Annotated in this window: 13 protein-coding genes and 1 riboswitch; of the genes, 1 reads left to right on the top strand and 12 read right to left on the bottom strand. The window is 45.4% G+C overall.

Annotation, left to right across the window (positions count from 1 at the left end):
- Positions 1 to 5 precede the first annotated feature (5 nt).
- The 4 genes from MHI32_RS08510 to metA all read right to left on the bottom strand — a co-directional run bounded on the left by MHI32_RS08510 (position 6) and on the right by metA (position 5,271).
- Complete coding sequence (locus MHI32_RS08510; RefSeq protein WP_036684473.1) at positions 6 to 848, bottom strand: SPFH domain-containing protein; 843 nt, start codon at positions 846 to 848, stop codon at positions 6 to 8.
- A gap of 530 nt (positions 849 to 1,378) precedes the next feature.
- Entirely contained in the window at positions 1,379 to 2,515 is a 1,137-nt protein-coding gene (gene mqnC / locus MHI32_RS08505; RefSeq protein WP_036684474.1) for a cyclic dehypoxanthinyl futalosine synthase, read from the bottom strand.
- Positions 2,516 to 3,141: 626 nt separating this feature from the next.
- Positions 3,142 to 4,314 (bottom strand): PLP-dependent transferase, encoded by a 1,173-nt coding sequence (locus MHI32_RS08500; RefSeq protein ID WP_076126412.1) that lies wholly within the window; start codon positions 4,312 to 4,314, stop codon positions 3,142 to 3,144.
- Between the two features lie 36 nt (positions 4,315 to 4,350).
- Entirely contained in the window at positions 4,351 to 5,271 is a 921-nt protein-coding gene (gene metA / locus MHI32_RS08495; RefSeq protein ID WP_076126410.1) for a homoserine O-succinyltransferase, read from the bottom strand.
- Between the two features lie 115 nt (positions 5,272 to 5,386).
- A riboswitch (SAM riboswitch) is annotated at positions 5,387 to 5,516 on the bottom strand.
- Positions 5,517 to 5,912: 396 nt separating this feature from the next.
- On the opposite strand from metA, the gene corA reads away from it, so the two are divergent.
- The gene (corA, locus tag MHI32_RS08490; protein WP_036684479.1) at positions 5,913 to 6,848 is read left to right on the top strand and encodes a magnesium/cobalt transporter CorA; all 936 of its coding nucleotides are present in this window, start codon (positions 5,913 to 5,915) and stop codon (positions 6,846 to 6,848) included.
- 86 nt (positions 6,849 to 6,934) lie between these two features.
- Here the strand turns inward: corA and MHI32_RS08485 are convergent, their stop codons facing one another.
- The 8 genes from MHI32_RS08485 to MHI32_RS08450 all read right to left on the bottom strand — a co-directional run bounded on the left by MHI32_RS08485 (position 6,935) and on the right by MHI32_RS08450 (position 14,111).
- Positions 6,935 to 7,951, bottom strand: coding sequence for an HRDC domain-containing protein (locus MHI32_RS08485; RefSeq protein ID WP_076192821.1), 1,017 nt, complete (start codon positions 7,949 to 7,951; stop codon positions 6,935 to 6,937).
- 210 nt (positions 7,952 to 8,161) lie between these two features.
- Complete coding sequence (locus tag MHI32_RS08480) at positions 8,162 to 9,043, bottom strand: ROK family protein (RefSeq protein ID WP_051491338.1); 882 nt, start codon at positions 9,041 to 9,043, stop codon at positions 8,162 to 8,164.
- Between the two features lie 163 nt (positions 9,044 to 9,206).
- Complete coding sequence (locus MHI32_RS08475) at positions 9,207 to 10,106, bottom strand: 5'-3' exonuclease H3TH domain-containing protein (RefSeq protein WP_076279418.1); 900 nt, start codon at positions 10,104 to 10,106, stop codon at positions 9,207 to 9,209.
- 60 nt (positions 10,107 to 10,166) lie between these two features.
- Positions 10,167 to 10,532, bottom strand: a complete 366-nt coding sequence (locus MHI32_RS08470; protein ID WP_076126405.1) for an arsenate reductase family protein — start codon at positions 10,530 to 10,532, stop codon at positions 10,167 to 10,169.
- Between the two features lie 193 nt (positions 10,533 to 10,725).
- The gene (locus MHI32_RS08465) at positions 10,726 to 11,712 is read right to left on the bottom strand and encodes an RluA family pseudouridine synthase (protein WP_340012160.1); all 987 of its coding nucleotides are present in this window, start codon (positions 11,710 to 11,712) and stop codon (positions 10,726 to 10,728) included.
- A 1-nt stretch (position 11,713) separates the two neighbouring features.
- The gene (locus MHI32_RS08460; RefSeq protein ID WP_340012159.1) at positions 11,714 to 12,280 is read right to left on the bottom strand and encodes a cob(I)yrinic acid a,c-diamide adenosyltransferase; all 567 of its coding nucleotides are present in this window, start codon (positions 12,278 to 12,280) and stop codon (positions 11,714 to 11,716) included.
- Between the two features lie 171 nt (positions 12,281 to 12,451).
- Positions 12,452 to 12,640, bottom strand: coding sequence for an aspartyl-phosphate phosphatase Spo0E family protein (locus MHI32_RS08455; protein ID WP_232061510.1), 189 nt, complete (start codon positions 12,638 to 12,640; stop codon positions 12,452 to 12,454).
- 250 nt (positions 12,641 to 12,890) lie between these two features.
- Entirely contained in the window at positions 12,891 to 14,111 is a 1,221-nt protein-coding gene (locus tag MHI32_RS08450) for an aminotransferase class I/II-fold pyridoxal phosphate-dependent enzyme (RefSeq protein WP_036683526.1), read from the bottom strand.
- Positions 14,112 to 14,122: the final 11 nt, after the last annotated feature.

Here is a 14,122-nt window from a genome sequence, read left to right as displayed (position 1 = left end):
CCGCCTTAGTACAACGAGCCGGCGTTAATGACCGGACTCGCTCCGCGCTCCGACACGATCGCAACCATCAGATTATTAATCATCGCCGCTTTGCGTTCCTCATCAAGCTCAACCACGCCACTCTCTTTAAGCTGTTTAATCGCCATATCGACCATGCCCACGGCGCCTTCAACAATGATTTGACGAGCGGACAGAATTGCAGATGCTTGCTGACGTTGCAACATTGTACTGGCAATCTCTGTGGAATAAGCCAAGTGTGTGAGCCGCGCTTCAATGACCTCTACACCAGATATCGACAAACGTTCTTGCAGCTCGGTTGCCAATTCTTTAGCAATCTCATCTGCATTGGCCCGCAGGGACATGCCCGATTCATTGAAGTTATCATACGGGTATTTACTGGCCACATGACGCAGCGCTGTTTCACTTTGAATTTCCACAAACGCCATATATTTATCTACATCAAAAAGCGCTTTTGCAGAGTTAATTACCTTAAATACGATAACTGCAGCAATTTCAATCGGATTCCCTTCCACATCATTAACCTTCAGCTTGACACTGTTAAAGTTACGTACGCGGAGGGAAACCGTCTTGCGCAAACTGAACGGAATGACTGCAAACAAGCCACTTGTCACGATAGTCCCTACATATTGCCCGAAAAAGGTAACTACAACCGACTTATTGGGCTGCACAACCGTAACACTTGTACATAATACCCCTGCTACAACGAACAGAATGACTGGCACTGCGACATACTCTTGAACCGCACCATAAATTCCCCCAGCTAAACAAACTGCAATCAATGCGAGGACCCAAAATCCACTGACAGGACGAAGCGTTTTCTCTTTCATAAAAGCACCCCCACTAGATATTCTTTTGATATGATTATGATATCACTTTTGGATAATAATGTGAATGGGTAAAAAGAAATAAAAAAATATTTTTATGTTCACATTTATATAAAGCTTCGTTAAAAGGCGTACTCCACACCAACCCTCGTTTGTGTAGTTAACCTTAGTTCAAAATGTTCGTATACTTCAGCTCTATCGGACACTGATGCTCTTATATGCCACATTTTCCGATTTTCCCTATGCTATCGGACCCCACAGACGCTATTGCACTAAAAACCAGCCTATATGAGGCTCTTTTCAAGGAATAGCGTCGCTGGGGTCCGAACCCCGACTCAAGAAGCGCTGAATTTGCAATTAAGGTCCACTGGGTCCGTACGCCTAGCGGATGATTTAACAAGCGAAGATTCAGATGTGTTCTGCAATAAGACTTGCTAATGATCGTAAACCTAACCTTACAAAAAAACGCTTGATGCTCAGTAATCCACTTAAGGATTAACAAGCATCAAGCGTTGATTAATAATTAATATATATTAGTTCTGCATTACAAAATCATTATCAATCTTCGCATTAGGATCATCGAACACCCGCAGAATATCATAACGTGTATTCCGCTGTGCTGGAACTTTGCCTGCTTCGCGAATCAGCTGAGTAATCGACTCGATGTTTACCTTATAAGTCGCACCCGCAGAAGATACTACGTTCTCTTCAATCATTGTGCTGCCGAAATCGTTGCAGCCATATTGCAAGGAGAGCTTGCCGACCTCTGGCCCCATAGTGACCCAAGAAGATTGGAAGTTCTTAATATTATCCAACACAAGGCGGCTGATCGCTACCGTCTTCAGATATTCCTCAGGCGTTTGTCTGTCCAGCTTCAGGTTGGTATTGTCCGGCTGGAATGTCCATGAGATAAAGGCCAAGAAACCTTCAGAATCATATTTGTTGGCAATACACTCATCCTGAGCCTCACGTACACGTAGTAAGTGCAAAGCTCGTTCTTCCATACTTTCTCCAAGCCCAATCACCATTGTTGCTGTTGTATTCATACCCACTTTATGTGCTGTCTGCATTACATCCATCCACTCGCGCCACGAGCCTTTTAGCCGGCTGATTTTGCGGCGTGTACGGTCATCAAGAATTTCTGCGCCTCCGCCTGGCAAGGAATCCAGACCCGCAGCATGAATTTCACGAACCACTTGTTCCAGTGGTAATCCTGACACTTCTTTCATCTTCATAATCTCCGCAGGAGAGAAGGAGTGCATTGTAATTTCAGGGAAACGTTGCTTAATTCCGCGCAGTATATCTGTATAGTAGCTAAATGGAAGGTTAGGATTAGTTCCACCTTGCATAAGAATTTCTGTACCATTAACAGCAATCGTTTCAGCAATTTTTTGATAAATCGCCTCATCTGGCAGCACATAGCCTTCATCCGAGCCTGGTCTGCGGTAAAAAGCGCAAAAACGGCAGTACACATCACATACATTCGTATAGTTAATATTACGGCCAATTACAAATGTGGCTAACGGGTCCGGATGCCAGCGTTCCATAATAGTGTTTGCAGCAGCACCCATTTTCTCAATTTCGTTGCTCTCGAATAGTCGGATGGTATCTTCCAATTGGAGACGGTCACCCCGCAGGGCTTTATCCAAAATAAGATCTATCGCACTCATCGTTCGCATCCTCCTTTTAAACCCTTAGGGATATGGTAGATTCACAAAATCACAAGAAAAATAACGTTGTCGTCCTTTAGAGATAACAACCGTTTCTCGTAGTAACATAAGGATAAAGTACAGTATGTAACTTATACCTTATATTTTAATAAATGAACAGTTCATTTCCTCATCGTATCACAATCTGAACAGCTTGAAAAACTTTTTACTTTCTTAGCAAGATACCATCCAGCAGAAAGAGTCCTTACATTGCTGCCTGCACCCGGTGAATCAAAATTCCTTGAGGCTGCCGGACACAGATGACGTTATTAGTTAGTATTTAGCCTTTGGAGCATAGTTCTGGACTCCAGCGACGCTATTCCTTGACAAGAGACTCATGAAGGCTGGTTTTTAGCGCAATAGCTGCTGTGGAGTCCGTTAACATTCCAAATGTGTAATAATGCTGTGTCTAAGGTCAGCTGTGTCCAATAGCAAAAAGTCCAAAAAGAAGAGCTATCCCAGCAGCCAATTCCCGGCTTATGAGACAGCTCTATTTCATCCTGCGTCCAACACCAGCTCTAAATCAACGGTGAGATAGATCCTCGATATTTCCCAGCATTCGGTGCCGATCTGGGTTGCCGTTACTTTTACTTCGTTTCGATTTCCGCCCGCGCAGCCTCTAAAGCTTGACCAAGATCAGCAATTAGATCCTCCGCATGTTCAATACCGACCGAGAAGCGCAGCAATCGATCATCTACACCCACCGCATTCCGAATTTCCACAGGAATATCCGCATGCGTCTGTACTGCAGGATAGGTCATTAGCGATTCAACCCCGCCGAGGCTCTCCGCGAAGGCAATAAGCCGGATATGACGAAGCAGAGGTTCTACGTATCTGGCATCTTTTAATTTGAAAGAAAAAATTCCGGTATTGCCCGAGGACTGGCGATTCTGGATTTCATATCCCGGATGATCCGGCAGACCTGGATGGAACACTTCCGCAATCGCCGGATGCCCTTGTAGATAGCGGGCAATTGCTAGCGCATTACTCTCGTGCCGTTCCATACGCAGGGCCAGTGTCTTCATGCCTCTCATCAGCTGATAACTGTCTGTTGGCCCAAGCACAGCGCCAATAGAGTTATGTAGAATCGCTATTTCAGCGGATAATTCAGCCCCTTTAGATACAATAAGACCAGCAAGTACATCATTGTGTCCGCCCAAATATTTGGTAGCACTATGGACTACAATGTCTGCACCTAATTCCAGAGGACGCTGGAAAAATGGAGTCAGCAGTGTATTGTCTACAATTGTGAGCAGCCCATGATGACGGGCCCAAGTAGCTACTGCTGCAATATCCGTAACCATCATCAAAGGATTCGTTGGCGTTTCAATAAATATCGCCTTCGTATTTGGAAGGCGTGAAGCCTCAAGCGCATCCAAATCATTCGTATCTACATAGGAAGCAGTGATTCCAAACTTGGACATAATTCGTTCCAACAAACGATAGGTCCCGCCGTAAAGATCCAGCGAAACGATCAAGTGATCGCCTTGCCCAAACAGGGTAAATATGGTTTGAATAGCTGCCATCCCAGAACTACAGGCAAAACCTGCATCACCAGACTCCAATTCCGCAGCCGCATTCTCTAGTACGGAACGGGTTGGACTTTTGGTACGGCTATAATCGAAACCTGTGCTCTGCCCAAGCTTCGGGTGACGGAATGCCGTAGCATTATAGATAGGAAAATTAATGGCTCCGGTAGCCGGATCTTCTTGTGAACCTATTTGTGCCAGTCTGCTTTCAATCCTAAGTTTGTCGTCCATGATAAATGCCTCCTAAATTGTAATGTAGCGCTGATCTTAATAAACAATCGGGTCGATATCGTAAGGTGTCTCTTGATATACATAGTAATTGAGCCAATTAGAGAATAATAAGTTGGCATGTGCACGCCACACTGCAGGAGGTGTTCGTTCTGGATCATCTTTAGGGAAATAGTGTTTCGGCAAGGCCATCTCCATGCCCCTCTCCAAATCACGATCATATTCCCATTTCAAGGATAATGGATCGTATTCGGAATGTCCGGTCACAAATATTTGTTTGCCGTCGGTCGTAGCTACTAGATACATACCAGCTTCTTCGGATTCCGCCAGAATCTGCAGATCTGGATTGCTCTCAATATCTTCGCGGGAGACATCGGTATGACGGGAATGCGGTACATGGAATACCTCGTCAAAGCCGCGCAGCAATTTAATGTTATTTTGATTAATCGTATGGGAGAATACTCCAAAACATTTTTCAGGCAAAGCTACTTTACGAACACCAAAATGATGATACAACCCTGCCTGCGCCGCCCAACAGATATGCATGGTCGAGGTCACATTATCCTTGCTCCATTCAAAAATCTCTTTTAGCTCTTCCCAATAGGATACTTCCTCAAACTCCATTTGCTCTACGGGTGCTCCTGTAACAATAAGACCATCCAAACGGCGGTGGCTGATCTCGTCAAAAGTTTTGTAAAAGCTTCTCAAATGCTCAGCAGAAGTATTCTTAGAAGTATGTGAGCGTGGATGCAGCAAGGTAACGTCAACTTGTAGCGGTGAATTTCCTATTAAACGCAGCAATTGAGTCTCCGTCGTTTCTTTAGTCGGCATGAGATTCAGAATAGCAATCCTTAGTGGACGGATATCCTGATGGAAAGCCAAACTATCATCCATCACAAAAATATTTTCACCGGATAGTATTTCTTTTGCTGGTAAACTGTCGGGAATTTTAATTGGCATTGTCTTTCCACTCCTTAACTGTATTTAGGTTATGTTGTCACATCGCGGCTTTCTGAACAATAAAAAGACCTTTCTCGGAAAACGAGAAAGGTCATATCTACAGTCATATGCGCCTCTCTCATCTGCCAGAAACTTTTGGACGAGGTTTAGTCGTCAGCAAAGTTCCGCAAGAATTAGCACCGTGCGTTCACACGCCGGTTGCCGGGTTTCATAGGGCTAGTCCCTCCACCTGCTCTTGATAAGATTTAGCTGTATTCAATTAAATTTCTTTAAAATTTACTTTAAATCATGAACCTCCTTTTCGTCAAGTCCATACAATGCTGAAGTAGCCTCAAAGTAACAATAAATTTGCTTGAAAGAGGCATACTCCGTTGTTATACTAGACAAGTATTTCATACCTGAACGAAAAGAAGAGGTGAGAAGAAGAATGGAAGGCGACCCGAGCTCGCAATTAAGTGTACAGAATGAGCAACCACACAGGATAATCATCAGCTTGCCGGCGGCGGGAGCAGTTCTTCTTCATGCCCTCGAATCGTCATTCGGCCTCTTGTATTGATTGTAACGCCGGCCAAGCTGATTTTTTCTCTGTGCTTAATTAGCAGTCCCTGGTGAAGACCCGGGGATAGAAGGAGTGGAATCAGATGAAAATCCGGCTGGTGAATGCAGGGGTTTTTACACCTATTGATGAAATTGATGAAACATTGACACCCCCAACAGAAGGGTTCTATTGGATTGATGCAGATGTGGAGGATTTGGAGCTGCTTCAGCCCCTGTTCAACCTGCATGATCTCGCTGTTGAGGATTGCCTTAGTGAAGAGGATCAACGTCCAAAGATCGAAATATACGAAAGTCATTACTTTATTGTTGTAAACAGCATCCGCTTTGATGATGAGGAAATCTTCCTGCGGGCGCTCAATATATTCTTGGGCAGACATTATATTATTACTGTAACGAAACAAAAGATTCACGAGCTACGCGTCCTGAAGCCCATGTTATGGGAACAAGAGGTTAGCGAACCCGACCAATTCCTTTACCTGCTTATCGACCTTGTCGTAGATAATTATTTCTCCGTAGGTGACCGAATTGAAGCCCGGATTGAGAAGCTTGAAGAGGATATCCTAATGCATACCAAGAAATCTCATCTGAGTGAGATTATCGGTCTGCGAAGTGAGATCTTATGGTTAAAGAAGATGCTGGGACCACAGAAAGAGGTTATCAATACCCTGAATAAAAAAGACCTCCGTCTGATTGATGATCAGCTGCAGAAATACTTTAGCGACATTTATGAAAATGCAGTTAAAATATCCGAAACCTTTGAGACGTACCGCGATCTCATGGGCAACTTACGTGAGGCCTACCAATCCAGTATCGCCAACCGCGCCAATGAAATTATGAGAGTATTTACCGCGATTACAACGATATTCATGCCTTTGACCGTAATTACCGGAATCTATGGGATGAACTTTGATCATATGCCGGAATTGCATACGAAATACGGTTATTTTGCCGTTATAGGTCTAATGTTGACGTTAGGCTGTGGGATGCTGTATGTATTCCGCAAGAAAGAATGGCTATGAAAATAAACGGACGAATAGGCAAGACGAAGGCCCTTTAACCCTATGGTGTAAGGAAGCCTTCGTCTTTTTGATATGATAAAAAGCTACTAGAAACTGGTCGCCATGCCCACTTTAGGAGCTTGCTCCCGCCGGAAACGAATGCGGATCAGCCGCAGACGTTCATAATAGCTATCCAGCCCTTCTGCTGCTGAAAAATCCTCCCCATACACCTTATGCAGCACTGGCTTTAGAAAAAGATCTCCTACCTCTGCATAGGCATTCCATATCGCCTCCTGCTCATTCTGCGGCACATTTTTCAGTTCTACCTCGATCAGTTTCTCCACGCAATAACCTTCTCTTTCCAGCTCCTCTACCGTCTCAATCAGTTCGCGACGGTTCACTCCACTGTTCACCTTAAGCTGTTCTAACCCTAACCCATTCTCGATCCCTTGCAGCAGAATTCGCCGTAATCGCAGTCTTTCTAGCTGTTTCTTATATTTGACCTCTTTCTGTTTATAGAGCCAGGATACAAAAGAATCCTCCTCAATTTCTTGGTGTACCCAATTCAAAGGAAAGGAATGTTCCCTTGCAGCCGTAGAGGTTATAGCCAACCAATCCGTGCCATATTGGGCTACCTTTCCTTCCCCTACACCAGGGATCTGCAGCAGCTCCTCTGGTGTATGCGGCAAGAAAGTGCTTATCAAACGTAACAAACGATTGCTGGCAAGAATGTAAGGGGCTTTCCGTTCACTAGAAGCTAGGCTGCGGCGCCAAGCACATAACTCCTCATATATAGCTTCGTTCCCATTATATTCACTGTAATATTGCAGCCTTAGCTGCTCCTGATTACGCCCGGTAAGGCCGTCTTCTTCATGAAATACGCCATCAATCAACGGCCGATAGCCATCCCCCATCTTCACCGCCAGCTCATGCCTGTAAACACAAAGCATTTCATTCCATGAACCACCCGCGTACCACAAATGCTCCTGTGTTTCCTCACCGCCTGAAAAATCACGCCAGCCCAGACTCCACACTCCTTCTTCCTCTCCAATCCATAGCTGAGCGAACACCTCTTGATCCACCCCGGATATTCTGGATAAGCGATTCATAAATACAATTTGCATATTCATCCCTGCCTTTCTAGTCTTCAGCAAGCACTATACCTACCGGTCTGAGCTACTTATTCGCTGATGTGAATGCCACACTGTCAGACTCGGAAAACGCAAAAAAGCACCACTCTCACGATAAACGTGAAAGAGGTGCTCCCTCATTAAATGCTATACTGTTATATCCTACAATACCATATATTTCCTAACAGTCAATATCTTTTTATACTAGTTTCTTGCCAAAGCTAAAGTTGCCAGTCCAATCGCACCTGCAAGTCCTGCGTTATCTCCAAGCTGCGGTGGCACAACATAATTATCGATGTCGGTATTTAGCGCTGGATGCTGAACATAACCCTTCAGCAGCTCCTGCAGCTTGGTACGAATTAGCGGGAACAAGTGGCTTTGCTTCATGACACCACCGCCCATTACGATTTTTTCGGGAGACAGAATCAACACGTAATTCATAAGTGCATGTGCAAGATAATGAGCTTCCATATCCCAAGCTGGATGGTCAACAGGCAGCTCGCCTGCTGGTTGTCCCCAGCGTTTGCCAATCCCCGGACCTGCGGCTAACCCTTCAAGGCAATCGCCATGATAAGGGCAGTAGCCCTCAAACGTGTCCTCTGGATGTCTGCGAACTAGAATATGTCCCATCTCAGGATGAGACAATCCATGCACCATCTGACCTCCAACTACTGCTCCCGCTCCAATGCCTGTCCCAACCGTAATATAAAGGCAGCTGTCCAGACCTTTAGCCGCTCCCCATTTACTTTCCGCCAGCGCTGCACCATTCACATCCGTATCAAAACCTATCGGCACGTTAAATTGCTCAGCCATTGTACCTACCAAATTATATTGTCCCCAGTGAGGTTTTGGTGTCGTTGTTATGTAACCATAAGTAGGGCTGTCCAGCACGGGATCAATCGGTCCAAACGATCCAATACCAAAAGCTTCTACATTCTTCCCATTAAAATAGTCGATTACGAGTCCCATCGTTTCTTCCGGTGTTGTTGTCGGAAAGCTAACTCGGTCCAGAATGGTACCGTCCTCATAACCAATTCCGCATACAAACTTCGTTCCGCCTGCTTCAATCGCTCCCAATAACTTCATAGCAACTATCTCCCTTCTCCATTAAGCAATAATCCGCCATCCAGTTTGAAAATAAAAATTAATATAAAATAAAACAATCAACAGCCCTTATTATACGTTGGATGAAGCGCTATCACAATAATAAAACTCCCTTCATGCTTTTTTGCATGAAGGGAGACTCTCCTTAACCCAGATCACCTAACTCAATCTGTACAATTCCCCGTTCGTCCTGCACCTCAGCGATCAAATGCATCAGGCTGCCAAATTCCAGTTCTTGAAATTTACGCGCGGCTGTTTCCCGTTGTAATTGCCATAAAGCTTCCGCCAGCTCACAGACCACAGGCACATCACAACGGATTTCAGCCAGCTCTCTTGATAGATGCAGCATATCAAGGTCGCCTTCAATTTTGGACCGCACACCTTTAGGGAGCAAGTGAAGATTCTCAATTACACCTTCAACTGTACCGTATTCCGTTAACAGCTTCAGCGCGGTTTTCTCACCAATCCCTTTTACACCAGGGTAATTATCACTTGTATCGCCCATAAAGCCCTTCAGGTCAATAACCTGTCTAGGGGTTAGACCTTTATCCTCAAGCAATTCTGCAAGGTCATAAACTTTATAGTTGGAGCGTCCTTTTTTCATAATGACGACCTTAACATTCTCATCAATAAGCTGCAGCATATCATGGTCACCCGTCAGAATGTAAACCTCAGAATTATCGCTGTAACAGGATGCTAGCGTACCAATGCAATCATCTGCTTCATAGCCGGCAAGACCGATGTTTGGCACACCTAGCTCAGCCACTACTTCTTTTACTAGATCAAATTGCGGAATTAATTCCAGCGGAGCTTCGATCCGGTTGGATTTGTATCCATCATATTTCTCGGTACGGAACGTTCCTTTACCCATATCCCAGCAGCATACGACATGAGAAGGCTCAAACGTACTTACTGCATCAAAAAAATACTGCAAAAATCCATATACCGCATTCGTCGGTAAACCTTCCTTTGTCTTGCGAATATATCCTCCATAAGAGGTCGCATAAAAGGCCCGGAACAGCAGAGCCATTCCATCTACAAGCATTACCCGGCCCGTTGTATCTGTTCTCACTTATAAACCTCTCCCTTGATCGTTGTATTGATATTAAACATTAGCCCAAGTATCGGCATATTGGTCTTCTTTGAATCCCACCGTAACTTTAACTCCATCGGTGACAATCGGGCGTTTGATCAGCATCCCGTGGCTTGAGAGCAGCTCTAACTTCTCCTGTTCCGTAAGCTGGGGAAGCTTGTCCTTCAGACCTAATGATTTATAAACTTCACCGCTTGTATTAAAAAACTTTTTCAGCTCAAGGCCGCTGTTCGCGAGCAGCTCACGCAGCTCGTCCACCGTAGGTGGCTGCTCTGCGATGTGCTGAAGCTCCAGCTCATGACCTTGTCCCTGCAACCATTTCACTGCGCTGCGGCAGGTGCTGCATTTAGGATATTGATATACTTTTAATTTGCTCATGCTGTGCTCCTTTAATAATCGGCTAATAATATCGTAACTACGGGGAAGGTTTGAACTTCCGGCTGCTGTTGTCTACAGATTTCTTCAATTTTACCGTTAAACACGTTTGAAATCCGCAGACAAAGGCGGTCGCTATCGCTCCTACAGTTCCAATCCTCCCCTTCGCCACTCTATCGCCTGAATCATAATTTTATCACAAATCCACTGTCGGACCTTGCTCCAATATTTTCTCCAAGGCTGCCATGTCAGGTGGCAACGGGGCTTCGAAAATCATTTCTTGCAGAAGCACCGGGTGCTTGAACGTCAGACGCACTGCGTGCAGTGCCTGACGCGGTATGGAAGCATCGAGTGCTGCAACGGTCTCCAATTGCTCGCTTTGAGTTGAAGTCAATTCTGGTAGATTGTACAGCTCATGACGGTACATGCTGTCCCCAATCAGCGGACAGCCGATTGAGGTCATATGGACCCGAATCTGATGCGTACGCCCACTCTCCAGCTTTAGTTCAACTCTAGAGCCAGCTGAATACACCTGCTTAACCTCATATCGGGTTAGGGAAGGATATCCATCCGGTGTCACGATACGCCGATGTGGCTCCTCAGGATCACGATCGATATTGCCGTCGATATCGCCGGATAACTCCGCAGGAACCCCGTGAACAAATGCAGCGTAACGCTTATCCACAGTACCGGCGATCATCTGCTCGGAAATATGCTGATGGCTGTAAGGATTTTTGGCGATCACTAACACACCGGAGGTCTCCTGATCCAGACGGTGAACAGGCCGGAAACGGAAGCGTTCATTCTTCTGTGCCCAATAATAAACCACACCATTGGCAAGCGTGTCGGTGTAATGTCCATGTGTGGGATGAACTATAATTCCCGCTGCCTTGTTAACCACTAGCAGATGTTCATCTTCAAATAAAATCTCAAATGGAATCGGCTGCGGCAAAATATCATCCGAAGTCTCCGTTTCCATGCGAATCTGCACGGTATCTCCTGCCTTTACATGCACACTAATGTATACACGTTCACCGTTTAATGTAATGCCTTGCTCCGTCTGCTTCAGGCGAGAGAGCAGCTTGCGTGAGACATCCATCCGTTTGTGCAGGATGGTCTTCAGCAGGAAGTCATCCTCTTCAGGCGGTATGATATAAGTAATGGGTGAATAATAGCTTGTCATATTAGTCTCGGAACACCTTTTTACTGCGGATGTATTCTACATCAGTAATCCCTGACCGTGTATTAGCCGTTCTAGCCAAAGCAAAAAAATAATCCGACAATCGATTGAGATAAATCACCGCTTCTGGGTTAATGTCCGCAGTTCGCCCTAAGGTAACCGCCCGGCGTTCTGCACGACGGCAAACCGTGCGGCATACATGTAGAACCGAAGCCAGCTGACTCCCTCCTGGCAGGATAAATTTCTCAAGTGGCGGATTCTCCTCTTGTAGAGTATCTATCCAGCCTTCCAGCCGCTGAGCCATCTCACTTGTCACCATATATTGACCACCATCAGCAAGTCTAACAAATGCTAAATCCGTGCCGCAATCAAACAGCTCATGCTGTATTTCGAGCAATTGCTCGCGGACATCGTCGAAATTATCACTTTCCATCAGGCTTCGTGCTTGCCCTACAAAACAATTCAGCTCATCGATCGTTCCGTAGGCCTCGACGCGGACATCATCCTTGTCGACCCGGCCGCCAATCACTGAGGTCTGACCTGCATCACCCGTACGTGTATAAATCGCCATGGTTTAAGCCTCCTATCCATTCTTAAAAAACATATACTGATAGTTTAAGCTTTCTGCTATAAGGAAGGCAATAAAGATAGCAAATTAAGAGTATACACAAAAACACCATCATTAGTAAGAGTGCACAACAAAAAGAGGACCCTAGGGTCCTCTCAAGAGCATTCAGCAGCACTATTTTCCAGCTGGACGCCCCTTCATGTACTCATTTATTTTGAGGTCCAATAAACTGCTAATTTCAATCACATTATCCGAAGTGAATGATTTTTCCTGCAGGAAAAGCTGCTCCATCTTGCTGCGGAGTATTCTAATTTCATCTTCCAGAGAGAGTATGCGAGCAGAAGCATCACCCTTGGGGGGTATTTTCCCATTTCCAGAGAAACATTTCCCACCATAGGAAGGTAAGTAATAATCGGCGCTAAGCACAATCATCCCTCCCAAAAGTATTATTGAGCGCGTGCTGCAAAAGAGCATAAAAGTTAAATAAAGCAACTTCAAAGCAACGCTTAGTTCCAGAGTAAATGGATCCTTGTAAGTTCTATTATAGGGGCTAATTACTCTCAAAGTAAAATAATACCATAGGATTGTATGATCGGCTATAGTTCAATTTTCACTAATCCGTTCTCTCACGTGTAAGCTTTGTGACAAAAGCACCAATGCGTTCTACTGCTTCGTTCAGTTGGGATACTGATGTGGCGTAAGAACAGCGTAAGTAGCCTTCTCCACCTAATCCAAAGACACTTCCAGGCACAGCTGCAACCTTGTATTCAAGCAAAAGCCGCTGAGCAAATTGATCAGAAGTCAGCCCTGTCTTGCGCACGCTTGGAAAAGCGTAGAAGGCGCCCTGCGGCTCATGGCACTCCAGCCCTGCATCGCGTAGGCCCTTGACGATCAACCTCCGCCGTTGGTTATAGGAATCCACCATCCGGTCCTTCTCTTCCATCCCATTGGTCAGCGCTTCAAGTGCAGCCACCTGTCCCATAGAAGGAGCACACATCACAGTATACTGATGAATCTTAAGCATTGCAGCGATAAGATCCGGGTGACCACAAGCATACCCCATCCGCCATCCGGTCATTGCAAAAGCTTTGGAGAAGCCGCTAACCAGAATCGTACGGTCTATCATGCCTGGTAAAGAGGCAAAGCTGACGTGATTAATGCCATAAGACAATTCTGCATAAATCTCATCTGAAATCACTATAAGATCATGTTTCTCTACTACCTTAGCAATCGGCTCCCAATCTTCTCGGGTCATTACACTTCCCGTAGGGTTACTAGGGTAACACAAAATCAGAACCTTGGAGCGCGGAGTGATTTTGGCTTCCAAGCTTTCCGCAGTAAGTTTAAAGTTATTCTCACCAACCGTTTCAATACCTACAGGTATTCCTCCACCAATCGCGGTGATCGGCGAATAAGAGATATAACAAGGCTCAGGAATCAGAATTTCATCCCCCGGTGAAATCAGCGCACGTAGTGCCAAATCGATGGCCTCGCTTCCGCCAACGGTTGCTATAATTTGATTGGCAGGATCATATTCCACAGCAAAACGGCTGTGCAAGTAATTCGCGATCCCTTCTCGCAGTTCAGGCATTCCTGCATTGGATGTATACCCTGTAAATCCTCTTTCCAGCGAATAGACACAAGCCTCTCTGACATGCCAGGGGGTCTTGAAGTCAGGCTCTCCAACTCCCAAAGAGATGATATCCTTACTGCCTGCAGCCAGATCAAAAAACTTGCGGATACCCGAAGGTTGAATTTGCTGTACCAACGGGGCCAAATAAGAATCCATTGATTTGCTGTCTTCTCCAGTTAGCTGCGATTTATTCGTGATCATATGATTACTTC

The sequence above is a fragment of the Paenibacillus sp. FSL H7-0690 genome, from assembly GCF_037980415.1.
Taxonomy (GTDB): domain Bacteria; phylum Bacillota; class Bacilli; order Paenibacillales; family Paenibacillaceae; genus Paenibacillus_AQ; species Paenibacillus_AQ odorifer.
Note: the sequence above shows the minus strand (reverse complement) of the source record. Positions and strands in the feature narration are given on the sequence as shown.

Coding starts and splice junctions, on each gene's coding strand:
- MHI32_RS08450 (WP_036683526.1), bottom strand. CDS start 14,111: ATGATCACGAATAAATCGCAGCTAACTGGAGAAGACAGCAAATCAATG.
- MHI32_RS08465 (WP_340012160.1), bottom strand. CDS start 11,712: ATGACAAGCTATTATTCACCCATTACTTATATCATACCGCCTGAAGAG.
- MHI32_RS08480 (WP_051491338.1), bottom strand. CDS start 9,043: ATGAAGTTATTGGGAGCGATTGAAGCAGGCGGAACGAAGTTTGTATGC.
- mqnC (WP_036684474.1), bottom strand. CDS start 2,515: ATGAGTGCGATAGATCTTATTTTGGATAAAGCCCTGCGGGGTGACCGT.
- corA (WP_036684479.1), top strand. CDS start 5,913: ATGAAAATCCGGCTGGTGAATGCAGGGGTTTTTACACCTATTGATGAA.
- MHI32_RS08460 (WP_340012159.1), bottom strand. CDS start 12,280: ATGGCGATTTATACACGTACGGGTGATGCAGGTCAGACCTCAGTGATT.
- MHI32_RS08500 (WP_076126412.1), bottom strand. CDS start 4,314: ATGGACGACAAACTTAGGATTGAAAGCAGACTGGCACAAATAGGTTCA.
- MHI32_RS08485 (WP_076192821.1), bottom strand. CDS start 7,951: ATGCAAATTGTATTTATGAATCGCTTATCCAGAATATCCGGGGTGGAT.
- MHI32_RS08470 (WP_076126405.1), bottom strand. CDS start 10,532: ATGAGCAAATTAAAAGTATATCAATATCCTAAATGCAGCACCTGCCGC.
- MHI32_RS08475 (WP_076279418.1), bottom strand. CDS start 10,106: ATGCTTGTAGATGGAATGGCTCTGCTGTTCCGGGCCTTTTATGCGACC.
- MHI32_RS08510 (WP_036684473.1), bottom strand. CDS start 848: ATGAAAGAGAAAACGCTTCGTCCTGTCAGTGGATTTTGGGTCCTCGCA.
- metA (WP_076126410.1), bottom strand. CDS start 5,271: ATGCCAATTAAAATTCCCGACAGTTTACCAGCAAAAGAAATACTATCC.